Origin of the sequence: Candidatus Arsenophonus triatominarum (assembly GCF_001640365.1) — a bacterium.
GTDB lineage: Bacteria > Pseudomonadota > Gammaproteobacteria > Enterobacterales > Enterobacteriaceae > Arsenophonus > Arsenophonus triatominarum.
Genome location: NZ_LWMI01000053.1, coordinates 22053 through 44457, shown reverse-complemented (window position 1 = coordinate 44457; position 22405 = coordinate 22053). Strand labels below are relative to the sequence as shown.

The 22405-nt window shown below is 37.0% G+C and carries 29 protein-coding genes and 13 pseudogenes; 21 read left to right on the top strand and 21 right to left on the bottom strand.

The window, feature by feature from the left end; genetic code table 11:
• Positions 1 to 11: 11 nt before the first annotated feature.
• From AYJ55_RS35250 to AYJ55_RS21690, 4 genes and pseudogenes are all read right to left on the bottom strand, one after another.
• A pseudogene (locus AYJ55_RS35250) lies at positions 12 to 320 on the bottom strand (transposase).
• 45 nt (positions 321 to 365) lie between these two features.
• On the bottom strand, positions 366 to 563 hold the full coding sequence (locus AYJ55_RS31215) for a hypothetical protein (protein ID WP_187153358.1): 198 nt from the start codon (positions 561 to 563) through the stop codon (positions 366 to 368).
• Between the two features lie 57 nt (positions 564 to 620).
• Positions 621 to 1109, bottom strand: coding sequence for an IS630 family transposase (locus AYJ55_RS21695; protein ID WP_063653499.1), 489 nt, complete (start codon positions 1107 to 1109; stop codon positions 621 to 623).
• Positions 1078 to 1443 carry an IS630 transposase-related protein gene (locus tag AYJ55_RS21690; RefSeq protein ID WP_063653415.1) on the bottom strand — a complete coding sequence of 122 codons (366 nt, stop codon included), beginning with the start codon at positions 1441 to 1443 and terminating at the stop codon, positions 1078 to 1080. Before AYJ55_RS21690 ends, AYJ55_RS21695 begins: the two co-directional genes overlap by 32 nt.
• Positions 1444 to 1503: 60 nt before the next feature.
• On the opposite strand from AYJ55_RS21690, the gene AYJ55_RS21685 reads away from it, so the two are divergent.
• From AYJ55_RS21685 to AYJ55_RS36495, 4 genes and pseudogenes are all read left to right on the top strand, one after another.
• Complete coding sequence (locus AYJ55_RS21685) at positions 1504 to 2403, top strand: transposase family protein (RefSeq protein ID WP_063653812.1); 900 nt, start codon at positions 1504 to 1506, stop codon at positions 2401 to 2403.
• A gap of 48 nt (positions 2404 to 2451) precedes the next feature.
• Positions 2452 to 2754, top strand: a pseudogene (locus AYJ55_RS21680) (integrase core domain-containing protein); the annotation flags it as partial.
• Positions 2751 to 3050 carry a hypothetical protein gene (locus tag AYJ55_RS21675; RefSeq protein WP_063657884.1) on the top strand — a complete coding sequence of 100 codons (300 nt, stop codon included), beginning with the start codon at positions 2751 to 2753 and terminating at the stop codon, positions 3048 to 3050. The pseudogene AYJ55_RS21680 and the gene AYJ55_RS21675, both read left to right, overlap by 4 nt.
• Before the next feature lie 192 nt (positions 3051 to 3242).
• Positions 3243 to 3356 (top strand): annotated as a pseudogene (locus tag AYJ55_RS36495) (IS701 family transposase); the annotation flags it as partial.
• A gap of 82 nt (positions 3357 to 3438) precedes the next feature.
• Here the strand turns inward: AYJ55_RS36495 and AYJ55_RS21670 are convergent.
• Complete coding sequence (locus tag AYJ55_RS21670) at positions 3439 to 4161, bottom strand: helix-turn-helix transcriptional regulator (protein WP_063657882.1); 723 nt, start codon at positions 4159 to 4161, stop codon at positions 3439 to 3441.
• Between the two features lie 395 nt (positions 4162 to 4556).
• Between AYJ55_RS21670 and AYJ55_RS21665 the strand changes: the two genes are divergently transcribed.
• The 4 genes and pseudogenes from AYJ55_RS21665 to AYJ55_RS21655 all read left to right on the top strand — a co-directional run bounded on the left by AYJ55_RS21665 (position 4557) and on the right by AYJ55_RS21655 (position 6625).
• On the top strand, positions 4557 to 4817 hold the full coding sequence (locus AYJ55_RS21665; RefSeq protein ID WP_063657880.1) for an IS630 transposase-related protein: 261 nt from the start codon (positions 4557 to 4559) through the stop codon (positions 4815 to 4817).
• A gap of 160 nt (positions 4818 to 4977) precedes the next feature.
• The gene (locus AYJ55_RS36490) at positions 4978 to 5169 is read left to right on the top strand and encodes a transposase (RefSeq protein ID WP_162505815.1); all 192 of its coding nucleotides are present in this window, start codon (positions 4978 to 4980) and stop codon (positions 5167 to 5169) included.
• Between the two features lie 57 nt (positions 5170 to 5226).
• A pseudogene (locus AYJ55_RS36485) lies at positions 5227 to 6182 on the top strand (IS91 family transposase); the annotation flags it as partial.
• A 242-nt stretch (positions 6183 to 6424) separates the two neighbouring features.
• Complete coding sequence (locus AYJ55_RS21655) at positions 6425 to 6625, top strand: hypothetical protein (protein ID WP_063657878.1); 201 nt, start codon at positions 6425 to 6427, stop codon at positions 6623 to 6625.
• Positions 6626 to 7279: 654 nt separating this feature from the next.
• Here AYJ55_RS21655 and AYJ55_RS21650 read toward each other — a convergent pair.
• Both AYJ55_RS21650 and AYJ55_RS21645 read right to left on the bottom strand, forming a co-directional pair.
• Complete coding sequence (locus AYJ55_RS21650; protein WP_063653499.1) at positions 7280 to 7768, bottom strand: IS630 family transposase; 489 nt, start codon at positions 7766 to 7768, stop codon at positions 7280 to 7282.
• Entirely contained in the window at positions 7737 to 8102 is a 366-nt protein-coding gene (locus AYJ55_RS21645; RefSeq protein ID WP_063653415.1) for an IS630 transposase-related protein, read from the bottom strand. The genes AYJ55_RS21650 and AYJ55_RS21645 overlap by 32 nt, the downstream gene beginning before the upstream one ends.
• Before the next feature lie 94 nt (positions 8103 to 8196).
• Between AYJ55_RS21645 and AYJ55_RS36480 the strand changes: the two genes are divergently transcribed.
• Together AYJ55_RS36480 and AYJ55_RS21635 are read left to right on the top strand one after the other, a co-directional pair.
• A complete protein-coding gene (locus tag AYJ55_RS36480; RefSeq protein WP_074168192.1) occupies positions 8197 to 8424 on the top strand; it encodes a transposase in 228 nt (75 codons plus the stop codon).
• Positions 8425 to 8481: 57 nt separating this feature from the next.
• Positions 8482 to 9647, top strand: a protein-coding gene (locus tag AYJ55_RS21635; protein WP_245677517.1) for an IS3 family transposase whose coding sequence is annotated in 2 segments (ribosomal slippage) — positions 8482 to 8725 and positions 8725 to 9647 — 1167 coding nt in all. Because the reading frame shifts where the segments join, the coding sequence is not laid out codon by codon here.
• On the opposite strand, the gene AYJ55_RS36475 is transcribed toward AYJ55_RS21635, so the two are convergent.
• Together AYJ55_RS36475 and AYJ55_RS36470 are read right to left on the bottom strand one after the other, a co-directional pair.
• Positions 9640 to 9954: a transposase gene (locus tag AYJ55_RS36475; protein ID WP_425393835.1), complete on the bottom strand. Its 315-nt coding sequence runs from the start codon at positions 9952 to 9954 to the stop codon at positions 9640 to 9642. The genes AYJ55_RS21635 and AYJ55_RS36475 overlap by 8 nt on opposite strands.
• 23 nt (positions 9955 to 9977) lie before the next feature.
• Positions 9978 to 10301, bottom strand: a pseudogene (locus AYJ55_RS36470) (transposase zinc-binding domain-containing protein); the annotation flags it as partial.
• Positions 10302 to 10345: 44 nt separating this feature from the next.
• Between AYJ55_RS36470 and AYJ55_RS21620 the strand changes: the two are divergent.
• The 4 genes and pseudogenes from AYJ55_RS21620 to AYJ55_RS27280 form a co-directional block, all read left to right on the top strand.
• A pseudogene (locus AYJ55_RS21620) lies at positions 10346 to 10522 on the top strand (IS256 family transposase); the annotation flags it as partial.
• A 38-nt stretch (positions 10523 to 10560) separates the two neighbouring features.
• Positions 10561 to 10926: an IS630 transposase-related protein gene (locus AYJ55_RS21615; protein WP_063653415.1), complete on the top strand. Its 366-nt coding sequence runs from the start codon at positions 10561 to 10563 to the stop codon at positions 10924 to 10926.
• Complete coding sequence (locus tag AYJ55_RS21610; RefSeq protein WP_342668200.1) at positions 10850 to 11323, top strand: IS630 family transposase; 474 nt, start codon at positions 10850 to 10852, stop codon at positions 11321 to 11323. The genes AYJ55_RS21615 and AYJ55_RS21610 overlap by 77 nt, the downstream gene beginning before the upstream one ends.
• Positions 11324 to 11409: 86 nt before the next feature.
• Positions 11410 to 11526, top strand: a pseudogene (locus tag AYJ55_RS27280) (transposase); the annotation flags it as partial.
• A gap of 277 nt (positions 11527 to 11803) precedes the next feature.
• On the opposite strand, the gene cfa reads toward AYJ55_RS27280, so the two are convergent.
• From cfa to AYJ55_RS29995, 5 genes and pseudogenes are all read right to left on the bottom strand, one after another.
• Positions 11804 to 12949 (bottom strand): cyclopropane fatty acyl phospholipid synthase, encoded by a 1146-nt coding sequence (gene cfa / locus AYJ55_RS21605; protein WP_063657868.1) that lies wholly within the window; start codon positions 12947 to 12949, stop codon positions 11804 to 11806.
• Positions 12950 to 13267: 318 nt separating this feature from the next.
• A pseudogene (locus AYJ55_RS21600) lies at positions 13268 to 13516 on the bottom strand (DNA-3-methyladenine glycosylase); the annotation flags it as partial.
• A gap of 163 nt (positions 13517 to 13679) precedes the next feature.
• Positions 13680 to 14168, bottom strand: a complete 489-nt coding sequence (locus tag AYJ55_RS21595) for an IS630 family transposase (protein ID WP_063653499.1) — start codon at positions 14166 to 14168, stop codon at positions 13680 to 13682.
• Complete coding sequence (locus tag AYJ55_RS21590) at positions 14137 to 14502, bottom strand: IS630 transposase-related protein (RefSeq protein WP_063653415.1); 366 nt, start codon at positions 14500 to 14502, stop codon at positions 14137 to 14139. The genes AYJ55_RS21595 and AYJ55_RS21590 overlap by 32 nt, the downstream gene beginning before the upstream one ends.
• A 40-nt stretch (positions 14503 to 14542) precedes the next feature.
• Positions 14543 to 14722, bottom strand: a pseudogene (locus AYJ55_RS29995) (IS3 family transposase); the annotation flags it as partial.
• Positions 14723 to 14759: 37 nt separating this feature from the next.
• Here AYJ55_RS29995 and AYJ55_RS21580 point away from each other — a divergent pair.
• The 5 genes and pseudogenes from AYJ55_RS21580 to AYJ55_RS21565 form a co-directional block, all read left to right on the top strand.
• On the top strand, positions 14760 to 15125 hold the full coding sequence (locus AYJ55_RS21580) for an IS630 transposase-related protein (protein ID WP_063653415.1): 366 nt from the start codon (positions 14760 to 14762) through the stop codon (positions 15123 to 15125).
• Positions 15049 to 15582 carry an IS630 family transposase gene (locus AYJ55_RS21575; protein WP_162505291.1) on the top strand — a complete coding sequence of 178 codons (534 nt, stop codon included), beginning with the start codon at positions 15049 to 15051 and terminating at the stop codon, positions 15580 to 15582. The genes AYJ55_RS21580 and AYJ55_RS21575 overlap by 77 nt, the downstream gene beginning before the upstream one ends.
• A gap of 21 nt (positions 15583 to 15603) precedes the next feature.
• Positions 15604 to 15936, top strand: a complete 333-nt coding sequence (locus tag AYJ55_RS27275; protein ID WP_063654496.1) for an IS630 transposase-related protein — start codon at positions 15604 to 15606, stop codon at positions 15934 to 15936.
• The gene (locus tag AYJ55_RS21570; RefSeq protein ID WP_342668199.1) at positions 15860 to 16393 is read left to right on the top strand and encodes an IS630 family transposase; all 534 of its coding nucleotides are present in this window, start codon (positions 15860 to 15862) and stop codon (positions 16391 to 16393) included. The genes AYJ55_RS27275 and AYJ55_RS21570 overlap by 77 nt, the downstream gene beginning before the upstream one ends.
• Positions 16394 to 16416: 23 nt before the next feature.
• Positions 16417 to 16950: pseudogene (locus tag AYJ55_RS21565) on the top strand (IS3 family transposase); the annotation flags it as partial.
• 488 nt (positions 16951 to 17438) lie between these two features.
• On the opposite strand, the gene AYJ55_RS21560 reads toward AYJ55_RS21565, so the two are convergent.
• The 6 genes and pseudogenes from AYJ55_RS21560 to AYJ55_RS36465 form a co-directional block, all read right to left on the bottom strand.
• The gene (locus AYJ55_RS21560; RefSeq protein ID WP_063657863.1) at positions 17439 to 17690 is read right to left on the bottom strand and encodes a hypothetical protein; all 252 of its coding nucleotides are present in this window, start codon (positions 17688 to 17690) and stop codon (positions 17439 to 17441) included.
• Positions 17687 to 18310 (bottom strand): division plane positioning ATPase MipZ, encoded by a 624-nt coding sequence (locus AYJ55_RS21555; protein ID WP_063657861.1) that lies wholly within the window; start codon positions 18308 to 18310, stop codon positions 17687 to 17689. The genes AYJ55_RS21560 and AYJ55_RS21555 overlap by 4 nt, the downstream gene beginning before the upstream one ends.
• Before the next feature lie 341 nt (positions 18311 to 18651).
• Positions 18652 to 19140 (bottom strand): IS630 family transposase, encoded by a 489-nt coding sequence (locus AYJ55_RS21550; RefSeq protein ID WP_063653499.1) that lies wholly within the window; start codon positions 19138 to 19140, stop codon positions 18652 to 18654.
• Entirely contained in the window at positions 19109 to 19474 is a 366-nt protein-coding gene (locus AYJ55_RS21545; RefSeq protein ID WP_063653415.1) for an IS630 transposase-related protein, read from the bottom strand. Before AYJ55_RS21545 ends, AYJ55_RS21550 begins: the two co-directional genes overlap by 32 nt.
• A 239-nt stretch (positions 19475 to 19713) precedes the next feature.
• Positions 19714 to 20757 (bottom strand): replication initiator protein A, encoded by a 1044-nt coding sequence (locus AYJ55_RS21540; RefSeq protein WP_342668198.1) that lies wholly within the window; start codon positions 20755 to 20757, stop codon positions 19714 to 19716.
• 541 nt (positions 20758 to 21298) lie between these two features.
• Positions 21299 to 21400, bottom strand: a pseudogene (locus AYJ55_RS36465) (IS701 family transposase); the annotation flags it as partial.
• 100 nt (positions 21401 to 21500) lie between these two features.
• Between AYJ55_RS36465 and AYJ55_RS27270 the strand changes: the two are divergent.
• The gene (locus AYJ55_RS27270; RefSeq protein ID WP_074168190.1) at positions 21501 to 21713 is read left to right on the top strand and encodes a helix-turn-helix domain-containing protein; all 213 of its coding nucleotides are present in this window, start codon (positions 21501 to 21503) and stop codon (positions 21711 to 21713) included.
• Here the strand turns inward: AYJ55_RS27270 and AYJ55_RS21535 are convergent.
• Positions 21703 to 21909: pseudogene (locus AYJ55_RS21535) on the bottom strand (transposase); the annotation flags it as partial. The gene AYJ55_RS27270 and the pseudogene AYJ55_RS21535 overlap by 11 nt on opposite strands.
• An 81-nt stretch (positions 21910 to 21990) precedes the next feature.
• On the opposite strand from AYJ55_RS21535, the pseudogene AYJ55_RS27265 reads away from it, so the two are divergent.
• Positions 21991 to 22404, top strand: a pseudogene (locus AYJ55_RS27265) (transposase family protein); the annotation flags it as partial.
• Between the last annotated feature and the right edge of the window lies 1 nt (position 22405).

The window sequence follows — 22405 nt, the reverse complement described above, 5'->3', positions numbered from 1 at the left end:
CTTAATTTTGATTACAGCATATGTATTAAAAACAGGTCATCGATAGTGCATCCTGTTTCCATCTTTTTACGTTTAGCTTGAGACCATTTATGTTCTATAGGATTTAAATCTGGTGAATACACAGGCAAATATTATATCTGGTGTCCTGCGTTTATAATTGCCTGTTCAATATTCTTACCTTTGTGAAAGCTAGCGTTGTCCATAAAAATAACAGAATTTTCAGGAAGTTCTGGGAGCAATATTTTTGTGATCCAAACATAAAAAACATCACGATTAATATTGCAATCAAATAATCCGATAGCAAAAAGGGTTGTTCCCAATAAAGCGCCAATAACATTTGTTCTTCCCTTAGCGCCCCCAGTTTTTCAGGCCAAAACAACGGTGACCTTTTGGGGAATAGCCGTGAGTTCGTGGAGTGTCATGTGAAAAACCACTTTCATCAATAAAAACAACAGATTTATCTTTTTTTTCATACTGTTGTCTTTTTTGCTGATGTGCCAGCCTGTCGCTTTCGTTGGTTTTTGGATGGAATAGAAAAATAGTTGCTGAATAGAGACTTGCATTTTTTGTCACGCTATAGACAATAAAAAGAGGTTTATAGCTAGGCGACTTAATTTTGATTACAGCATATGTATTAAAAACAGGTCATCGATAGTGCATCCTGTTTCCATCTTTTTACGTTTAGCTTGAGACCATTTATGTTCTATAGGATTTAAATCTGGTGAATACACAGGCAAATATTCTATCTGGTGTCCTGCGTTTATAATTGCCTGTTCAATATTCTTACCTTTGTGAAAGCTAGCGTTGTCCATAAAAATAACAGAATTTTCAGGAAGTTCTGGGAGCAATATTTTTGTGATCCAAACATAAAAAACATCACGATTAATATTGCAATCAAATAATCCGATAGCAAAAAGGGTTGTTCCCAATAAAGCGCCAATAACATTTGTTCTTCCCTTAGCACCCCAGTTTTTCAGGCCAAAACAACGGTGACCTTTTGGGGAATAGCCGTGAGTTCGTGGAGTGTCATGTGAAAAACCACTTTCATCAATAAAAACAACAGATTTATCTTTTTTTTCATACTGTTGTCTTTTTTGCTGATGTGCCAGCCTGTCGCTTTCGTTGGTTTTTGGATGGAATAGAGTTTTTTTTATAGGTTAATCCCAGCTTTTTAAGGGATTGCCAAATAGTCTTTTTACAAACACCGAATCGCTCTGCCCGTTCCTTTTGGTAAGCATCTGGATACTGTTCCACATCTTTTGCTAAAGCATTTTTATCGAGCTTCCTCTTACGTGGCGTTGAATTTTTTGGCTCTGGTCGTTTAAGCCAACGTACTAAAGACGCTTTTCCAATACGGAATTGTTTCGCAGTTTCTCGAATTGTTAAACCTTCGGCTTTCCTTACAGATATTACTTTACGTCGAAAATCAATTGTATAACTCATAACACACCTTGTAATCAAAATTAAGTCGCCTAGCTATAACTTAGAAAATAACGGTTTGAAATGATCAACAAAGAGCGGTTGTTACGAGATAATCGTTTATGTAAAGCAATCATTGGATTATCAGTCGAAGAATTGAAAAATTTAGCCGCTGAATTTTCAGCTTGTTATTTGATTTATCGGAAAAAGAATCGAAAAGATCACGAGCGGCAGATGGGTGCAGGGCAGAAAGGATTTATCCCAACCCCATTAGATAAACTGCTTTTTATTTTATTGTATTTAAAATGTTATCCGACCTATGATTTGCAAGGACTTCTTTTTGGTTTAGATAGAACACGGGTATGTCGCTGGGTAAAAATATTATTGCCGGTTTTAGAGATGACCTTGGGGCGAGAATGTGTTTTGCCCGCTCGTCAAATTCGCTCTGCTGAGGAATTTTTTCGCGCCTTTCCTGGAGTTAAAGACGTCTTTATTGATGGGACAGAGCGACCTGTCCAAAAGCCTAAGAATCTGCGTCGGCGAAAAAAAATGTATTCGGGAAAGAAAAGACAGACCACTCGAAAAGGGCTTATTATGACTGACGAAACGAGGAAAATTGGATTTATCCCCATGATCAAAAATGGGCGCCGTCACGATAAACGCTTACTCGATAAAGTCGATATAATTCGCCATATTCCCCCTGAGGTAACCATCTGGGCCGATACCGGTTTTCAAGGTATAGATAAACAGCATCCTAATACACAAATCCCAAAAAAAGGAACTCGAAAAAGACCTTTATCGCCTGAACAAAAACAAGAAAATAAAATAATCTCGGGCATCCGTATTACGGTTGAACACGCCATCGCGGGTATCAAGCGCCTCGGTTGTATGACCCAAATTTTACGGAATCGTAGACCCTTTATTGATGATACCTTTTTACTCCTTAGTGCCGGTCTTTGGAATTTCCATCTCAGAACAGCCTAAAATTTACTTCAATCACCGAAATACCCTTATTTCACTATTAAGCAACACGCTTATTATACCAGTCGTCAGTATAGGCAGGCATTGTGGCGTTATCAGATGATCCAAAGTATCAGTCGCAGAGGGAATTGTTGGGATAATAGTCCGATGGAACGATTCTTCCGTAGTCTGAAGACCGAATGGGTGCCAACGACTGGCTACCAAAGCTTTAGTACTGCTCAGTCAGCCATTATTCGCTACATAACCCACTACTATAGCGATATAAGACCTCACTGGTATAACGGTGGATTAACGCCAAACGAATCAGAGCGACTGTTCCGTGAACAGTCAGGTAGGGTGGCCAATTTTAGTTGACCACTACACATGTGCCAGAAAAATGGTTTCACATGATCCGCTATTACGACTTTTTAAGTCCATCAGCACGGATGCGAAAAATGTTAACGGAGGTTGTTTATCCTTTAGCCCAGCAAGATAAAAAACCCGCTAAAAAAGTCACCTGGCGAAACATGTATCAACACGTCTTTAAAGTCGATCCACTTGCTTGTCTCTTATGTGGGAAAAAATTACTTTTCGCAGGAATGAATTTTGGATTGAATCGTAAAGAACTTATGGCACGTCACCATGATCTGGCTTGTTTGCGGTGGCGATAAAAACTCACGATAGGGTAGATCTATCCTTTTGTTCAAAATTGATTAATAATTAATCGTTTTTTAACCATCTATTCCGTTCCTTATTATCTCAACCTTCAACATAATTTTGGCAAAATTTAGAAGAAAATAAAAAGGATTTCATCATGGCGCAGGTTAATGAGTAACCATTTCGGGTATTAATTTCTTATACATGAACAACATAAACGTCGTATATCTGAAAAAATAACCCTTTATCAACAAAATTGGCATGTAATCAAAAATGCTATTACTGAGCACATCCGTGTTTTATTGGCGTACCCAAATTAGTTTTGTGCGAAACTCGTGAATACTTTTTTTGAAGAAAAATATTATATAAATATAAATTTGATGATCACTGGCCTTTGACATTTTATTCAGAAGGTATATGAATAATTTTTAATTCTGTGGCTAACTTTATAGCATGTTTAGCATTATAAACTCCTAGTTTTTTTACTATATTGCTCATGTGAAATTTTATGGTGCCAGGTTTAATACCAAGTATCTTGGCAAGATCTTGGTATGATCTACCAATACTAACCCAATATAAAATCTCATTTTCTCTATGAGAAAGCACTGAGGATTTAAATTGACTACTATTTCTTTCTATTTCTTCATAAAGAGATAAAAATTTTTGATGTGTTTTGACAAGTAATTGTTGTAATTTTTCTTTATTATTATGTATGATATCTTCAATATTATTATCTGATTTTGTATGAAATATAGACAAAACCGCTAAATTAGCATTGTAATCATGAAGTGTGAATGTATGCCCTTTTTTGATATTATATTTTTCTGCTTTTTTGAAAATCTTCGGTAGTGCCATTTCTGAATATATCATGATTTTATCATCCCACTCGAAATCATCAACTCTTTCCATCGCATTTATAATTACAGGGTCGATAAGTTGGTAATTTCCTTTTATATAAAATTCAAACCAATCAGGATGATTGTTAATTATTATTACATTCATTGGATTGGTCTTATTCATAATTAAATAAGCATATTTAATATCGCCATATTTTTTTATTTCTTCTTCTAAATAATTCTTGATTTGTTTATTTATTAATTTATTTCCAAAAAATTTGATTTTCATTTTTATCTCTCAATTAATATTTTATAGTAAAACGACTTAATTTTGATTACATAATAAATATGAGTTATTCATTAGATTTTCGACGAAAAGTCCTTACGATCAAAAAAGACAAAGGCTTAAGCATTAGAGAAACCGCTAAGTGCTTTTGTATAGGTTCTGCAACTGTGTCACGCCGGATTAAGCAAATTGACCCTAAACCCGGTAGTTTTCCGTAAGACACGAGTTTCGCACAGGCATATAAAATTCCAGAAATGGCTTAAAAGCAATGGTTAATTTACAAGTTACTAAAACGTATAAATTTGTTTAAATTACAATAAGTTGCTTTTAATTTATAAGATTTTGTCTATTTATATATTATGCTGAATTAAACTTAAAAATAGAGCGTTTTTTTATTGGTGCGAAATTCGTGTAAGAGAAAGATTAATAAATTCCCATTAAAAAAAGATGTTGAACGATATCCAGATGCTTATCAAAAGCAAAAGGAGCGAGCGGTTCGCTTTGGTGTTTGTCAAAAAGCCATTTGGCAAGCCCTTAAAAATTATCTATTACCTATAAAAAAACATTCAGCCATCCTAAAGCAGATAAAAATCTACGAAAGTCTTTTTTCAAAAAATAGAAACTTATCAAGAATAAGAAAAGCCGCTCGTCTTCATTGATGAAAGTGGATTCTCTAATGATCTTCCTCGCAATCATGGTTATTTTCCGAAAGGCTAACCCTGTTATGGTTGTAAGGACTGGTTAACTAAAGGACGAACCAACGCCATTGGCGCTCTCCTAGGAACAACATTACTGACAGTAGCGTTATTTGACTGAAATATTAATAGTAATGTGTTTTATTCATGGATTACTCAACGCCTTATACCTGTTCTTTCACAAAAATCGGTGCTCTTTATGGATAATGTTAGTTTTCATAAACGTGAGGATATTTTACAAGCCATTGAAAAAGCAGGACATGAACGTAGCACGCTCCGCATGAGCGGCGCAGCTACGCTGCTTCGGGAATGTTAATGAGCTGAGTACTGTTTTATACTCTGCGAAAAGATACCCATAGGGTAATTTACTCAGATGTATATCCCACGTCCTGCTAAACTGCTTTTCACCATCGATGACGGCTGGAATAAATTCCTCGAAAAACACGGTGACAGCGTCAGTTCGTGGGCGCGTCTATCTGTCGAGCGTATGCTTGCCTGCGGCACTTGTTCCATGGGTGTCCGACGCTATTGTTGCGCTTCGCCTGATTATTCTCACAGCCGTTTTTTCTGCCAGAGCTGTAAATCAAAAGCCTGCAGTTCCTGCGGTGTTAAATCCACCGAGCAGTGGTTAGCGCAGCAGGTTTTTTGCCCGACTGCGACTGGCAACATATTACTTTCACCATCCCCATCTCCTTTGGCCTTTTTTCAACAATAACTGGCCGCTACTTAACGCCCTGTTTCGCGCCGCTTCCAGGGCTATGCTGCAGTGGGCGCGTAAACAGGGTAGTGAAATCGGTATCTTTTGTGCCTTGCACACTTATGGCAGACAGCTCAATCAACATCCGCATATCCATATCTCCGTCACACGGGGTGGTTTGGATAGTAAACATGGTGTATGGCGTGAGCTGTTCTTCAAAAAAGGAGCGCGAAGAAATTTGGCGAGTCGCTGTCATCAGGCTGCTGCGTCACAGTTATAACCTGATAAATCCTGGCCGACTTCCCAGTCTGGGGCATATCCGTGACCGCAAGCATGGCAGCGTTACTTAAAGGCGCAGTACGGGACGTTACTGGAAAGTGCACTTTGCCAAGAAAACGAAAGGGGTGTGGCATAGCGTAAAATACCTAGGTCGTTACCTTAAACGCCCACCGATATCTGCGTCAAAACTGCGGCATTACCGAAGGGGAGCGGTTGTCCATCATTACTATGACCACCGGACTGGGCAGCACCGGCAACAGACCCTGACGCAGGAAGAGATGATTAGGTGTTATATTAGCCATATTCCGGCGAGGCATTTTAAGATGGTGCGTTACTACAGTTTTTTGTCGAATCTACGAGTTTCGCACCAATAAAAAAACGCTCTATTTTTAAGTTTAATTCAGCATAATATATAAATAGACAAAATCTTATAAATTAAAAGCAACTCATTGTAATTTAAACAAATTTATACGTTTTAGTAACTTGCAAATTAACCATTGCTTTTAAGCCATTTCTGGAATTTTACATGCCTGTGCAAAACTCGTGGAATCGTAAAAGAGGCACATTATTGCCGAAGGTGTATAAGGCGCTGGAGATGACGGCGCGTAAAAAACCGGAGAAACCCGGGTTTGCCGTGCTAATGAAAGGGTTTCTGCGCACCGATCCGTACAAATGTATTCTGTGTGGCGACAGGCTACTTTTTACCAGCGCCCAGGCTGGCTGGCAAGCAACGGAATTGTTGTCAGAAAGACTAGATAACCTGGAGAAAAAACGAGGGTTACTTAGCCAAACCTAGGGTTAATGTCTCTAAAATTAGGGTGTTAGATGAAAAAAACACACTATCTGATGAAAATTCGACCTACAACAGTTCCAATAAACGGATTCTCTCTCCTTTTAGCAATAAGGGATGGCTTTTACTCCTCACTTTAAGAGCGATTCAATTTCCTAACCATGAACACCCATACTTCTGTGTTCTGCCTTCCAGACACTCTGGAAGAAATCCAAATTGTATCAACGAGACGAAAAACGACGTTGACGGTTAAAGAGCAAAATCCGCGTAAAAAATCAGGTAAAAATGAATTCGACAATTATCACAAATTGTTTTTTTTGTCAATAATTCAATCATTTTCAATGACTTATACAAAATCCATTATTAAAATAAAGTGATCTAAATCAATAACTTACGTTATTAAAAATCTTATTTTTTTGAAATTTCAAATTTGCAATCAAAAATCGCTATTTTGAAATTTTTCATGTATAAGAAATTAATGCGCGAAATGGTTACTAATAAACCTTTACCCTGATGAAATCATTTTTATTTTTTTAATTTCTCCAAAATTATTTTGAATGTTGGTTAGAGCCTACTGAATGCGGATACATTCAGTAGGCTTGCTTGTTTAATAAAAAAGCGATTCGGCTTTATTGCTATAGCTAGGCGACTTAATTTTGATTACAGCATATGTATTAAAAACAGGTCATCGATAGTGCATCCTGTTTCCATCTTTTTACGTTTAGCTTGAGACCATTTATGTTCTATAGGATTTAAATCTGGTGAATACACAGGCAAATATTCTATCTGGTGTCCTGCGTTTATAATTGCCTGTTCAATATTCTTACCTTTGTGAAAGCTAGCGTTGTCCATAAAAATAACAGAATTTTCAGGAAGTTCTGGGAGCAATATTTTTGTGATCCAAACATAAAAAACATCACGATTAATATTGCAATCAAATAATCCGATAGCAAAAAGGGTTGTTCCCAATAAAGCGCCAATAACATTTGTTCTTCCCTTAGCACCCCAGTTTTTCAGGCCAAAACAACGGTGACCTTTTGGGGAATAGCCGTGAGTTCGTGGAGTGTCATGTGAAAAACCACTTTCATCAATAAAAACAACAGATTTATCTTTTTTTTCATACTGTTGTCTTTTTTGCTGATGTGCCAGCCTGTCGCTTTCGTTGGTTTTTGGATGGAATAGAGTTTTTTTTATAGGTTAATCCCAGCTTTTTAAGGGATTGCCAAATAGTCTTTTTACAAACACCGAATCGCTCTGCCCGTTCCTTTTGGTAAGCATCTGGATACTGTTCCACATCTTTTGCTAAAGCATTTTTATCGAGCTTCCTCTTACGTGGCGTTGAATTTTTTGGCTCTGGTCGTTTAAGCCAACGTACTAAAGACGCTTTTCCAATACGGAATTGTTTCGCAGTTTCTCGAATTGTTAAACCTTCGGCTTTCCTTACAGATATTACTTTACGTCGAAAATCAATTGTATAACTCATAACACACCTTGTAATCAAAATTAAGTCGCCTAGCTATATATATTATGCTGAATTAAACTTAAAAATAGAGCGTTTTTTTATTGGTGCGAAACTTGTGTTGAAAAAGCCACCGGTATCAGGTTGCCGTTTGGCGCACTATGACGGAGGATCCAGTATCACTCTAAGTTTTTTTAACCATCGCACAAATCATCATGAAAATTTGGAATTGCCCCAACGTGAGTTAATTTTACGACTGATTAAACATATCTCGGAGAAACACTTCCGGATGATACGGTACTTTGATTTTCTGGCGAACCGAGCTGTGGGTGTAGTGGCATACTAAATTTGGTCACCTAAGTTGAGGTGATATGCTTACCTCATAATTTTTATAGGTGCCGAAATGAGTAAAATAATTACTGCTGAATTTAAATATGAAACCGCCAAATTAGTCCTTGACCAAAATTACACCTACCAGGAAGCCGCGAAAGGCATGAACGTCAGTCTTTCAGCGATTAGCCGGTGGGTAAGAGCCCTTCGTTTAGAACGTCAAGGGAAAACATCGCCTGGTCTGCCATTAACACCTGAACAAATTGAGTTCAGAGAAATGAAGAAAAAAATCCACCGGCTGGAAATGGAGAATGACATCTTAAAAAAGGCTACTGCGCTCTTAATGTCCGACTCACTGAAAAATTTTCGGTAGTTGAAAAGCTAAGAGTGCTTTATCCGGTGAAAACTTTGTGTCGTATTTTTAATGTTCACCGAAGCAGTTATCGCTATTGGTGTCGGCCTAAGGAGCCAGATATTGAGCGGACGATAAAACGTAGCCTAGTCAGCGAAGCGTGGAACGTTAGTGGCGGCTCTGCTGGCGCAAGGACTATCGCCACGATGGTTACCAATACACACAACGTGAAACTTGGGCGGTGGTTAGCGGGTAAGTTGATGAAAGAATTAATCATCGTCAGTTGCCAAGAGCGAAAACATAAATACAACCGCGGTGGAAATGAACGTATTGATATTCCAAATCTGCTCAATAGGCAGTTCGCTGTTACAAAGCCTGACCAGGTTTGGTGCGGCGATGTAACCTATATTTGGATAGGCTCACGATGGGCCTATCTGGCTGTGGTATTGGATTTGTTTGCCCGAAAACCGGTGGGCTGGGCAATGTCATTTGCACCAGACTCAGAATTAACCGCCAAAGCACTACAAATGGCTTGGGAACTACGTGGGCATCCCAAACAGGTGATGTTCCATAGTGATCAGGGAAGTCATTATACCAGTCGTCAGTATAGGCAGGCATTGTGGCGTTATCAGATGACCCAAAGTATCAGTCGCAGAGGGAATTGTTGGGATAATAGTCCGATGGAACGATTCTTCCGTAGTCTGAAGACCGAATGGGTGCCAACGACTGGCTACCAAAGCTTTAGTACTGCTCAGTCAGCCATTATTCGCTACATAACCCACTACTATAGCGATATAAGACCTCACTGGTATAACGGTGGATTAACGCCAAACGAATCAGAGCGACTGTTCCGTGAACAGTCAGGTAGGGTGGCCAATTTTAGTTGACCACTACATCTTCCTGTTTTTTCGTGCGGTGGCTCTTATAGCGTAACGTGATGTTATCTTCGCCGGAATAATATTTTAAGCGACTGAGCGAGACAGGGGGTTTCTTTAGATAAAATCCGAAATAAAGGGTGACATGGGTAATATTGGAAAGAATATCAGAAAGATTAATATTCCACCCGCGCTTGTCGTGAGTGTTAAATAATTGATTCCATGATGCTTTACTTCTTCCTTCAGCTTTAAGCTCATCGGGAATGGTGAACGTGTAATAATGTTTTCTCAATAATGCCCTTATCCGATATCGCCACATTGTCATAATGTTTTCGCGATAAAAGCTGATATCCCGCCAGCTGTGGTTGAAAAATAAACATGCGGATGCCATTTTTGGTCTCGTCCCCAGGTATGGATGGCAGTGAAAACGCCTGGGGTGATATTGAGGTCACGGCAGATGGTTAATATCACATCAGCGGCTAATTGATTCATTTCACCGAGAAGCCAACGGTTGGCGCGAATAATAGGCCAATATTCACAAGGCATGGTAAAAGTGATGTGCTGCCAAGGAACTTCGGGTAACCAAGCTAGCGCATTGTTAATCCATTGTAGGCAAGCTTTGACGCCACAATGTGGGCAGCTTTGACTTTTGCAGGTAGTGTTCAAAAATCTGTGTCATATCTTAAACTCAAAAAAAAGAGGTATGACATATGAGAAATCAATCATTTAATTTTGATGAAGCGTTGAAGCAATTACAATCAGGTAAAAAATTACTCGGTACGGATGGAATACTCACACCACTCATAAAACAGCTGACCGAAGCTGCCCTGCAGGCAGAAATAGAACACTACCTATCGACAACGTCAATCGATACGCGTAAAAATGGCTATAGCTAGGCGACTTAATTTTGATTACAAGGTGTGTTATGAGTTATACAATTGATTTTCGACGTAAAGTAATATCTGTAAGGAAAGCCGAAGGTTTAACAATTCGAGAAACTGCGAAACAATTCCGTATTGGAAAAGCGTCTTTAGTACGTTGGCTTAAACGACCAGAGCCAAAAAATTCAACGCCACGTAAGAGGAAGCTCGATAAAAATGCTTTAGCAAAAGATGTGGAACAGTATCCAGATGCTTACCAAAAGGAACGGGCAGAGCGATTCGGTGTTTGTAAAAAGACTATTTGGCAATCCCTTAAAAAGCTGGGATTAACCTATAAAAAAAACTCTATTCCATCCAAAAACCAACGAAAGCGACAGGCTGGCACATCAGCAAAAAAGACAACAGTATGAAAAAAAAGATAAATCTGTTGTTTTTATTGATGAAAGTGGTTTTTCACATGACACTCCACGAACTCACGGCTATTCCCCAAAAGGTCACCGTTGTTTTGGCCTGAAAAACTGGGGTGCTAAGGGAAGAACAAATGTTATTGGCGCTTTATTGGGAACAACCCTTTTTGCTATCGGATTATTTGATTGCAATATTAATCGTGATGTTTTTTATGTTTGGATCACAAAAATATTGCTCCCAGAACTTCCTGAAAATTCTGTTATTTTTATGGACAACGCTAGCTTTCACAAAGGTAAGAATATTGAACAGGCAATTATAAACGCAGGACACCAGATAGAATATTTGCCTGTGTATTCACCAGATTTAAATCCTATAGAACATATAATGGTCTCAAGCTAAACGTAAAAAGATGGAAACAGGATGCACTATCGATGACCTGTTTTTAATACATATGCTGTAATCAAAATTAAGTCGCCTAGCTATATACTCGAAAAACGGTTAAATCGACATCAGGTCAATTTGAACTGAAAACGCCCAGAGACAGGTCAGGTGCTTTTGAGCCTCAGCTCATTAAGAAAAATCAGACAAAATTATCAGAGGATTGTAGTGGCCAATTTTAGTTGACCACTACATGCGGACACTATCAGGGGGTTGGCGATTAAGCCAATTGAGCCAGCGTTGACCAAATTGAAAAACATGACTAAAACGCGGTGACATAAAAGGGACCAAAAGATTGAGACAATAGGTATCGGGTTATACCAGTACTAACAAGCAATGACAAGTCGTCGCCATAGGCGACCATCTTGAATCCTATCTAGAGTACAAAGTTTACAGAGCATATTATCAAACAGGCCGTTTTAATGCGACAGAACCGAAAAATTAACGTGGAACGTTTAACCCACCTTCAATGCCTTCGTGACTCCAAAGAACTTGCCATAATTGTATTCGTCTTGCTCTAAATGCTCCTGCACAGGAGTTTAAATAATAACTAAACATACGCTTAAAGCGTGGTGAATAGTTAGTTTTTAATTTAGGCCAAGTAGTTAGAAAATTTCTATACCAAGCCATTAATGTTTTATCATAGTCAGCCCCAAAGTTATGCCAATCTTCTAAGATAAATTTATCTTTACTCGATTTACCAATATCAATCATTGATGGTAGCGAACCATTGGGAAAAATATATTTATCCATCCAAGGATCAACGTTGAATCCATGACTATTAGAACCAATAGTATGAAGTAAAAAAAGCCCCTCTTGTTTGAGATTTCTTTTTATGACATCAAAGTAGGTTGAATAATTTTTAGCCCCTACATGTTCGAACATACCAACAGAAACGATCCGATCGAATTGATTATTATATAAATTGCGATAATCTTCTAATAATATTTTTACATCTAAACCTTTATTATGCTCTTGGAAAAACCTCTGTTGTTCTCTGGAAATGGTGATTCCAGTAACCGAAACGTTATAGTTTTTACTAGCAAAATTAGCCAAACCACCCCACCCACAACCAATATCCAATAGACGCATTCCGGGTTTTAGTTGCAATTTTTCACAAATTAATTCCAATTTTTTTTGTTGTGCTTGATTAAGGGTATTAGCATCTTTCCAGTAACCACAAGAATATTGCATATTGGGATCAAGTATATTAGTGAATAAATCATTACCTAAATCATAATGTTCTTTTCCAACGATATAAGCACGTTTTTTACTTTGTAAATTATACAATTTGGCAGCCATTATTCGTATTATATCGGTAAATTTTGCTGGGATTTTCTGATCTAACCTAGCACGTAATAAACGATAAAAAAATATATCTAAACGTTCACATTCCCACCAAACATCCATATAACTTTCACCTAAACCTATGGAACCTTGTTGTAATATGCGTTTAAAAAAATTATTATTTTTTACCTGAATATCATAAGGTTGATTGCCATTAATTTTAATGTTGGCACGTTCTAATAATTGACAAACTATTTTAAACCAATAATCAGTAGAAATATTTTGTTTTTTGATAGTCATATATTCTGTTCTGTCGCATTAATAGTGAATGATTAAATTTATGTTGGATGGTAAGTTTTACAGGCAACTAAAATCATAACATTGTGTTAAATCAATCTGGTTATTATTTTTTGTGATATTTAATTTTTTGCAAAGTTTACCCGGCCCATCTAAACACGAGTTTCGAACAAGCATATAAAATTCCAGAAAAAGCAAAGGTTAATTTGCAAGTTACTAAAACGTATAAATTTGTTTAAATTGCAATAAGTTACTTTTAATTTATAAGATTTTGTCTATTTATATATTATGCTGAATTAAACTTAAAAATAGAGCGTTTTTTTATTGGTGCGAAACTCGTGCTAAAGAAAGACGCATCGGTTTATGTAAATCGATGCCACGAATTAAAACTGCCGCTGGAAAACCTTCACGCTCGGTCACAATATTCAAGCAATGATACATGCCGTAAATAAGATAAACATAGGAAAATTCGGTAGCCCAAAACATAACCGCTGTTCGTGGTGTGCAACTTCTCGCGGCATGGCAGGCCGGATCATCCTGCCCTACATAAGCTTCAAATTCGTTGATAACCCCGTAATAGTCAGCAAACTTTAAAACTTTTCCAGGTGTAGTAGATCAGAATTGATCTGACAGTTACCGGTTATTTATACAGTATCTGTCAGGTTAAATTTGATTTAAATCTTTTTCTCTCCAAAGTTGTTTTCCCTCGTATAGCTAGGCGACTTAATTTTGATTACAGCATATGTATTAAAAACAGGTCATCGATAGTGCATCCTGTTTCCATCTTTTTACGTTTAGCTTGAGACCATTTATGTTCTATAGGATTTAAATCTGGTGAATACACAGGCAAATATTCTATCTGGTGTCCTGCGTTTATAATTGCCTGTTCAATATTCTTACCTTTGTGAAAGCTAGCGTTGTCCATAAAAATAACAGAATTTTCAGGAAGTTCTGGGAGCAATATTTTTGTGATCCAAACATAAAAAACATCACGATTAATATTGCAATCAAATAATCCGATAGCAAAAAGGGTTGTTCCCAATAAAGCGCCAATAACATTTGTTCTTCCCTTAGCACCCCAGTTTTTCAGGCCAAAACAACGGTGACCTTTTGGGGAATAGCCGTGAGTTCGTGGAGTGTCATGTGAAAAACCACTTTCATCAATAAAAACAACAGATTTATCTTTTTTTTCATACTGTTGTCTTTTTTGCTGATGTGCCAGCCTGTCGCTTTCGTTGGTTTTTGGATGGAATAGAGTTTTTTTTATAGGTTAATCCCAGCTTTTTAAGGGATTGCCAAATAGTCTTTTTACAAACACCGAATCGCTCTGCCCGTTCCTTTTGGTAAGCATCTGGATACTGTTCCACATCTTTTGCTAAAGCATTTTTATCGAGCTTCCTCTTACGTGGCGTTGAATTTTTTGGCTCTGGTCGTTTAAGCCAACGTACTAAAGACGCTTTTCCAATACGGAATTGTTTCGCAGTTTCTCGAATTGTTAAACCTTCGGCTTTCCTTACAGATATTACTTTACGTCGAAAATCAATTGTATAACTCATAACACACCTTGTAATCAAAATTAAGTCGCCTAGCTATATTGAGCAGATTTGGAATATCAATACGTTCATTTCCACCGCGGTTGTATTTATGTTTTCGCTCTTGGCAACTGACGATGATTAATTCTTTCATCAACTTACCCGCTAACCACCGCCCAAGTTTCACGTTGTGTGTATTGGTAACCATCGTGGCGATAGTCCTTGCGCCAGCAGAGCCGCCACTATAGCTAGGCGACTTAATTTTGATTACAAGGTGTGTTATGAGTTATACAATTGATTTTCGACGTAAAGTAATATCTGTAAGGAAAGCCGAAGGTTTAACAATTCGAGAAACTGCGAAACAATTCCGTATTGGAAAAGCGTCTTTAGTACGTTGGCTTAAACGACCAGAGCCAAAAAATTCAACGCCACGTAAGAGGAAGCTCGATAAAAATGCTTTAGCAAAAGATGTGGAACAGTATCCAGATGCTTACCAAAAGGAACGGGCAGAGCGATTCGGTGTTTGTAAAAAGACTATTTGGCAATCCCTTAAAAAGCTGGGATTAACCTATAAAAAAAACTCTATTCCATCCAAAAACCAACGAAAGCGACAGGCTGGCACATCAGCAAAAAAGACAACAGTATGAAAAAAAAGATAAATCTGTTGTTTTTATTGATGAAAGTGGTTTTTCACATGACACTCCACGAACTCACGGCTATTCCCCAAAAGGTCACCGTTGTTTTGGCCTGAAAAACTGGGGTGCTAAGGGAAGAACAAATGTTATTGGCGCTTTATTGGGAACAACCCTTTTTGCTATCGGATTATTTGATTGCAATATTAATCGTGATGTTTTTTATGTTTGGATCACAAAAATATTGCTCCCAGAACTTCCTGAAAATTCTGTTATTTTTATGGACAACGCTAGCTTTCACAAAGGTAAGAATATTGAACAGGCAATTATAAACGCAGGACACCAGATAGAATATTTGCCTGTGTATTCACCAGATTTAAATCCTATAGAACATAAATGGTCTCAAGCTAAACGTAAAAAGATGGAAACAGGATGCACTATCGATGACCTGTTTTTAATACATATGCTGTAATCAAAATTAAGTCGCCTAGCTATATCTGTAAGGAAAGCCGAAGGTTTAACAATTCGAGAAACTGCGAAACAATTCCGTATTGGAAAAGCGTCTTTAGTACGTTGGCTTAAACGACCAGAGCCAAAAAATTCAACGCCACGTAAGAGGAAGCTCGATAAAAATGCTTTAGCAAAAGATGTGGAACAGTATCCAGATGCTTACCAAAAGGAACGGGCAGAGCGATTCGGTGTTTGTAAAAAGACTATTTGGCAATCCCTTAAAAAGCTGGGATTAACCTATAAAAAAAACTCTATTCCATCCAAAAACCAACGAAAGCGACAGGCTGGCACATCAGCAAAAAAGACAACAGTATGAAAAAAAAGATAAATCTGTTGTTTTTATTGATGAAAGTGGTTTTTCACATGACACTCCACGAACTCACGGCTATTCCCCAAAAGGTCACCGTTGTTTTGGCCTGAAAAACTGGGGTGCTAAGGGAAGAACAAATGTTATTGGCGCTTTATTGGGAACAACCCTTTTTGCTATCGGATTATTTGATTGCAATATTAATCGTGATGTTTTTTATGTTTGGATCACAAAAATATTGCTCCCAGAACTTCCTGAAAATTCTGTTATTTTTATGGACAACGCTAGCTTTCACAAAGGTAAGAATATTGAACAGGCAATTATAAACGCAGGACACCAGATAGAATATTTGCCTGTGTATTCACCAGATTTAAATCCTATAGAACATAAATGGTCTCAAGCTAAACGTAAAAAGATGGAAACAGGATGCACTATCGATGACCTGTTTTTAATACATATACTGTAATCAAAATTAAGTCGCCTAGCTATAGGCAGTTCGCTGTTACCAAGCCTGACCAGGTTTGGTGCGGCGATGTAACCTATATTTGGACAGGCTCACGATGGGCCTATCTGGCTGTGGTATTGGATTTGTTTGCCCGAAAACCGGTGGGCTGGGCAATGTCATTTGCACCAGACTCAGAATTAACCGCCAAAGCACTACAAATGGCTTGGGAACTACGTGGGCATCCCAAACAGGTGATGTTCCATAGTGATCAGGGAAGTCATTATACCAGTCGTCAGTATAGGCAGGCATTGTGGCGTTATCAGATGACCCAAAGTATCAGTCGCAGAGGGAATTGTTGGGATAATAGTCCGATGGAACGATTCTTCCGTAGTCTGAAGACCGAATGGGTGCCAACGACTGGCTACCAAAGCTTTAGTACTGCTCAGTCAGCCATTATTCGCTACATAACCCACTACTATAGCGATATAAGACCTCACTGGTATAACGGTGGATTAACGCCAAACGAATCAGAGCGACTGTTCCGTGAACAGTCAGGTAGGGTGGCCAATTTTAGTTGACCACTACAAAGCGACTGAGCGAGACAGGGGGTTTCTTTAGATAAAATCCGACACGAGTTTCGCACCAATAAAAAAACGCTCTATTTTTAAGTTTAATTCAGCATAATATATAAATAGACAAAATCTTATAAATTAAAAGTAACTTATTGCAATTTAAACAAATTTATACGTTTTAGTAAATTGCAAATTAACCATTGCTTTTAAGCCATTTCTGGAATTTTATATGCCTGTGCGAAACTCGTGTACCCTAGAAAGTTTTAATCATCTCAGGTTTCATGCAGCACCCCCAACTCTATGGAGAATTCTGGCACGCTGACGAAGGGTTAAACTGCGCGAGGTTCGAGCAAATAACTCGATTATTTGATTTTGAGCTTCAATTATGCGCACACGGAAGGTACTATTTTGCATAGCTCAGTTCCTAGTTACTGTAGGTTTTGGGTTAGCTCTGTATTGGTGTATCAGCACTAATACAGAGCGACAGTTATCTATTAAATCTTATTAGTTAATAAATCTTCTTTTTTTAGTTTATCTATTGCTATTTTTATCAAGTCAGATCTTGTTATTTTGATAATCCCGTGCTTTGCTGCCAATAAAATTAAATCATCAATTTTTTTAATATGATTATCAGTTAGACTAACAGAAATAGCTCTATATTTTTTTTGCCTGACTCGTTTTACTATAGGAATTGATGTGGCACCATTAATAAAATCTTGTTCATTTTCAAACGTTCTTTTTTTCAAAGCAACACCTCTTTAGACAAGATCTCTATTTCACTTTTGGCTTTATTATTTTCACTCTCATGAACAAATAAACTATTTGCCCATGTATCTCGATAAATTTTTCTATCAAAGATTCTACTTTTTAATAAAAATAAATTAGGATATTCTAAAACATCAGCAGCTTGATGCGCTTCATCTATAAAAATATTGGTAGGACACATACTTAGCAATAAATAGCCTTTTAATCGTTCATTGTAATCTTTTGCTATTTTACACACTTCATCAATTTTAGGGACAGTATCTAAATCCATCTGGGATGGTCTTAATGGTGATATTAATATATCTGCTGACAATAAACCTGAACGGAGTTCTTGGCTATCTCTACCAGCACTATCTGCTATCACATAATCGTATCTTTTATCTAATTCTAATAATGTTTTTTTTATATTACCGGAGGCCGATACAACAGTTAATTGCTTCCTATTATCTCCCCTATCATTATACCATTTCATAATCGATTGCTGATCATCAGCATCAACTATAATCACTGATTTGCCTAATTGTGATAAATATCCTCCAATATTAACTGATAAAGTTGATTTTCCTACTCCACCTTTTTGTGAACCTATAAGCAATATCATACAATACCTTGTTAGCTTGTTAGCTTGTTAGCTTGTTAGCTTGTTAGCTTGTTAGCTTGTTAGCTTGTTAGCTTGTTAGCTTGTTAGCTTGTTAGCTTGTTAGCTTGTTAGCTTGTTAGCTTGTTAGCTTGTTAGCTTGTTAGCTTGTTAGCTTGTTAGCTTGTTAGCTTGTTAGCTTGTTAGCTTGTTAGCTTGTTAGCTTGTTAGCTTGTTAGCTTGTTAGCTTGTTAGCTTGTTAGCTTGTTAGCTTGTTAGCTTGTTAGCTTAACAATAATTAAATTTAATAAATTTGTCAAATTCATTAAGCTATTAATAAATATAGCTAGGCGACTTAATTTTGATTACAGCATATGTATTAAAAACAGGTCATCGATAGTGCATCCTGTTTCCATCTTTTTACGTTTAGCTTGAGACCATTTATGTTCTATAGGATTTAAATCTGGTGAATACACAGGCAAATATTCTATCTGGTGTCCTGCGTTTATAATTGCCTGTTCAATATTCTTACCTTTGTGAAAGCTAGCGTTGTCCATAAAAATAACAGAATTTTCAGGAAGTTCTGGGAGCAATATTTTTGTGATCCAAACATAAAAAACATCACGGTTAATATTGCAATCAAATAATCCGATAGCAAAAAGGGTTGTTCCCAATAAAGCGCCAATAACATTTGTTCTTCCCTTAGCACCCCAGTTTTTCAGGCCAAAACAACGGTGACCTTTTGGGGAATAGCCGTGAGTTCGTGGAGTGTCATGTGAAAAACCACTTTCATCAATAAAAACAACAGATTTATCTTTTTTTTCATACTGTTGTCTTTTTTGCTGATGTGCCAGCCTGTCGCTTTCGTTGGTTTTTGGATGGAATAGAGTTTTTTTTATAGGTTAATCCCAGCTTTTTAAGGGATTGCCAAATAGTCTTTTTACAAACACCGAATCGCTCTGCCCGTTCCTTTTGGTAAGCATCTGGATACTGTTCCACATCTTTTGCTAAAGCATTTTTATCGAGCTTCCTCTTACGTGGCGTTGAATTTTTTGGCTCTGGTCGTTTAAGCCAACGTACTAAAGACGCTTTTCCAATACGGAATTGTTTCGCAGTTTCTCGAATTGTTAAACCTTCGGCTTTCCTTACAGATATTACTTTACGTCGAAAATCAATTGTATAACTCATAACACACCTTGTAATCAAAATTAAGTCGCCTAGCTATATTACACGAGTTTCGCACCAATAAAAAAACGCTCTATTTTTAAGTTTAATTCAGCATAATATATAAATAAAATCTTATAAATTAAAAGTAACTTACTGTAATTTAAACAAATTTATACGTTTTAGTAACTTGCAAATTAACCATTACTTTTAAGCCATTTCTGGAATTTATATGGCTGTGCGAAACTTATGTATTAAAGAGATTATTTTTTAAGTAAAGTTTTTTTTATTTTATAAACTTCTCGTTTTCCGTTCTCCCGCCTACTAGATGATTCTGCTTGTGGAGTATTTTGATTGCGATTTTTGAAAGTTATTTTACCATTTGAAATGTCTAAAAAGATTTCATAGTCAGGAAGATCATTTTTCACACAAAGATTCTTAACTAATCGCTTAAATTCTCTTTTATTTGACGAACTACCAGTTTTTAGATGAAGTTTTTCTAAAGAGATTACAAATTCAGACTGGCTACCACAATGCTTGCGGGCTATTTCATACAAACGTCTATCTATAGCTTTACGAATACGGAAATAATCAGGACTGATTTGTAATACTCTAGTCTTAGTAATTGCATGAAAAAGCCAATCGGGTAAAGTAACCTCAATCATCCCAATTTCCAATTTACCTTTTTTTGTCTCTATAAATTCCCACTTATCAATCAAACCAAAATCAATTATTTTTTTATCTTCTTCAGAATAAATAATATTGGTTTGAATACGAGTACCGGATAATCGAGATAGTGCCTTTTTCAAATCTTCATAGGCTCGGCCACTTCTATCACGATTAGTCGTCACAAAAAAATCATACGGGGTAAAAGCGATAGTACGACTAATTGGCTTACCGCTATTAATCGCTTCTTGTAATTTAGAAATAACATAGATCCAAATATCCTTATCAAAAATAGTCGCTAATCCAAGTGAATTGGATCTTACTATCACAGTCACATTCCCATTCTTATATTCACGATCTTTAGTATCACCTGCTTTTAAAGCAAAAAAAGGATGTTCCATTGTCGCAATTTCATCACGAAATGTTGAAATATTAACTTCATCAGCGATAAAAAACTCTAATAGCTTATGTTTATAAGGACGTAGTGTATTCAAGTTGTATTTTCTCTTTATCTTTGTAAGATCAACCACAGCTTCTCTCCTAGAGTATTTAGGATTGCAAGTTAGAATCTGTTTGGTGCTTGCAACATCAAACAGATTTGTTTTTCGGCTTTTACACACAAAAAAAAAATCGGCTTTCACACGCAATATAACGGCTTTTACACGCAAATCAAGAAAACAAGCCTAATAAAGATACAAAAAATCTAAAATTTATGTGAATAAATCGAAATTTCATTCGGCTTTTACACACAAACTATCGGCTTTTACACACAAACTATCGGCTTTTACACACAAACCGTCGGCTTTTACACACAATAATTATTTTTTTCATTTTAAAAATCAAAAACCTATCTCTTATTCTTATGCCTTTAACTCTTTTAACTTATACATAACTAAATATAACTACGCGCGCGCGAGGCTTGTCTGTGGATAACTATTCTTCCAACAAAACCCTAAACCCCAAAATATGTTATATACTGAGTGACCGTATTTCTTTGTTACTAATGGTGATATTCCGCTTCCTCGTCTGCTCATTCGCTTCGCTCGGTCACAGACTTGCGGTGAGCGTAAGAGTTTTAATAAATTTTTAGGCGTTAAAAAGATTTTTTTGAGTTAATTAACGCTGAAGCATTGCACTATTCAGCTACTACAGCTAGCATTCATGGGTATTAATTTCTTATACATAAACCATCTCTATTTTTTTACTACGTGTTTTGGCAATTAGTGTATCATCAGCTATTAGTACACAAGGGCTTTTTTTGTCTATGGATGTTTCAACTAATCTTCATTGTATTAGTCTTAACTTAATCTGACAATTCTGATTTAAAAAAGAGCGTTACCGGTTTTAATTAACATCATTAGATAATTAAATAAAAGGTAATTCTATGTATCAAACAAATAATCCTATCATCAAACATAAAGTCGGGTTACTTAACTTCGCTGAAGAACTTAATAACGTCTCAAAAGCCTGTAAGATTATGGGGGTATCCCGAGATACGTTTTATCGCTACCAGGAACTTGTTAACGATGGTGGGATAAACGCTTTAATTAATCAAAATCGACCGGTGCCTTGTAGTGATCAACTAAAATTTCTCTGAACTCAATTTGTTCAGGTGTTAATGGCAGACCAGGCGATGTTTTCCCTTGACGTTCTAAACGAAGGGCTCTTACCCACCAGCTAATCGCTGAAAGACTGACGTTCATGCCTTTCGCGGCTTCCTGGTAGGTGTAATTTTGGTCAAGGACTAATTTGGCGGTTTCACATTTAAATTCAGCAGTAACTATTTTACTCATTTCGGCACCTATAAAAATTATGAGGTAAGCATATCACCTCAACTTAGGTGGCCAAATTTAGTATGCCACTACACCTAACGTAAAAATAGAGTAGACGAACAGATTGAAAGCGCTGTAGTTGAGTATGCGATTGAATACCCTGCACACGGTCAACACCGCAGTAGTAATGAACTAAGAAAAAAAGGCATTTTTGTTTCGGGGAGTGGCGTTCGCTCTATTTGGCAGCGCCATAATCTCGAAAATTTTACAAATCGCCTAAAAGCGCTTGAAGATAAAATCGCAACAGGAGGAATTATCCTGTCAGAATCACAAATCAGTGCTCTAGAAAAGAAAGCGCAAGATAATGAAGCCTGTGGTGAGATTAAAACAGCGCATCCAGATTATCTGGGTTCACAAGATACTTTTTATGTCGATCATTTAAAAGGCGTTAGTCGTGTTTATCAACAAACTTACATTGATACTTACAGTAAAGCCGTTCATTGTAAGCTTTATAGCT

Excerpts from the sequence above, each read along its gene's own strand:
- AYJ55_RS31215 (WP_187153358.1), bottom strand. The coding sequence starts at position 563 with ATGCAAGTCTCTATTCAGCAACTATTTTTCTATTCCATCCAAAAACCA.
- AYJ55_RS21690 (WP_063653415.1), bottom strand. The coding sequence starts at position 1,443 with ATGAGTTATACAATTGATTTTCGACGTAAAGTAATATCTGTAAGGAAA.
- AYJ55_RS21685 (WP_063653812.1), top strand. The coding sequence starts at position 1,504 with ATGATCAACAAAGAGCGGTTGTTACGAGATAATCGTTTATGTAAAGCA.
- AYJ55_RS21670 (WP_063657882.1), bottom strand. The coding sequence starts at position 4,161 with ATGAAAATCAAATTTTTTGGAAATAAATTAATAAATAAACAAATCAAG.
- AYJ55_RS21655 (WP_063657878.1), top strand. The coding sequence starts at position 6,425 with ATGACGGCGCGTAAAAAACCGGAGAAACCCGGGTTTGCCGTGCTAATG.
- AYJ55_RS21645 (WP_063653415.1), bottom strand. The coding sequence starts at position 8,102 with ATGAGTTATACAATTGATTTTCGACGTAAAGTAATATCTGTAAGGAAA.
- AYJ55_RS36475 (WP_425393835.1), bottom strand. The coding sequence starts at position 9,954 with ATGTGGCGATATCGGATAAGGGCATTATTGAGAAAACATTATTACACG.
- AYJ55_RS21615 (WP_063653415.1), top strand. The coding sequence starts at position 10,561 with ATGAGTTATACAATTGATTTTCGACGTAAAGTAATATCTGTAAGGAAA.
- cfa (WP_063657868.1), bottom strand. The coding sequence starts at position 12,949 with ATGACTATCAAAAAACAAAATATTTCTACTGATTATTGGTTTAAAATA.
- AYJ55_RS21590 (WP_063653415.1), bottom strand. The coding sequence starts at position 14,502 with ATGAGTTATACAATTGATTTTCGACGTAAAGTAATATCTGTAAGGAAA.
- AYJ55_RS21580 (WP_063653415.1), top strand. The coding sequence starts at position 14,760 with ATGAGTTATACAATTGATTTTCGACGTAAAGTAATATCTGTAAGGAAA.
- AYJ55_RS21555 (WP_063657861.1), bottom strand. The coding sequence starts at position 18,310 with ATGATATTGCTTATAGGTTCACAAAAAGGTGGAGTAGGAAAATCAACT.
- AYJ55_RS21545 (WP_063653415.1), bottom strand. The coding sequence starts at position 19,474 with ATGAGTTATACAATTGATTTTCGACGTAAAGTAATATCTGTAAGGAAA.
- AYJ55_RS27270 (WP_074168190.1), top strand. The coding sequence starts at position 21,501 with ATGTATCAAACAAATAATCCTATCATCAAACATAAAGTCGGGTTACTT.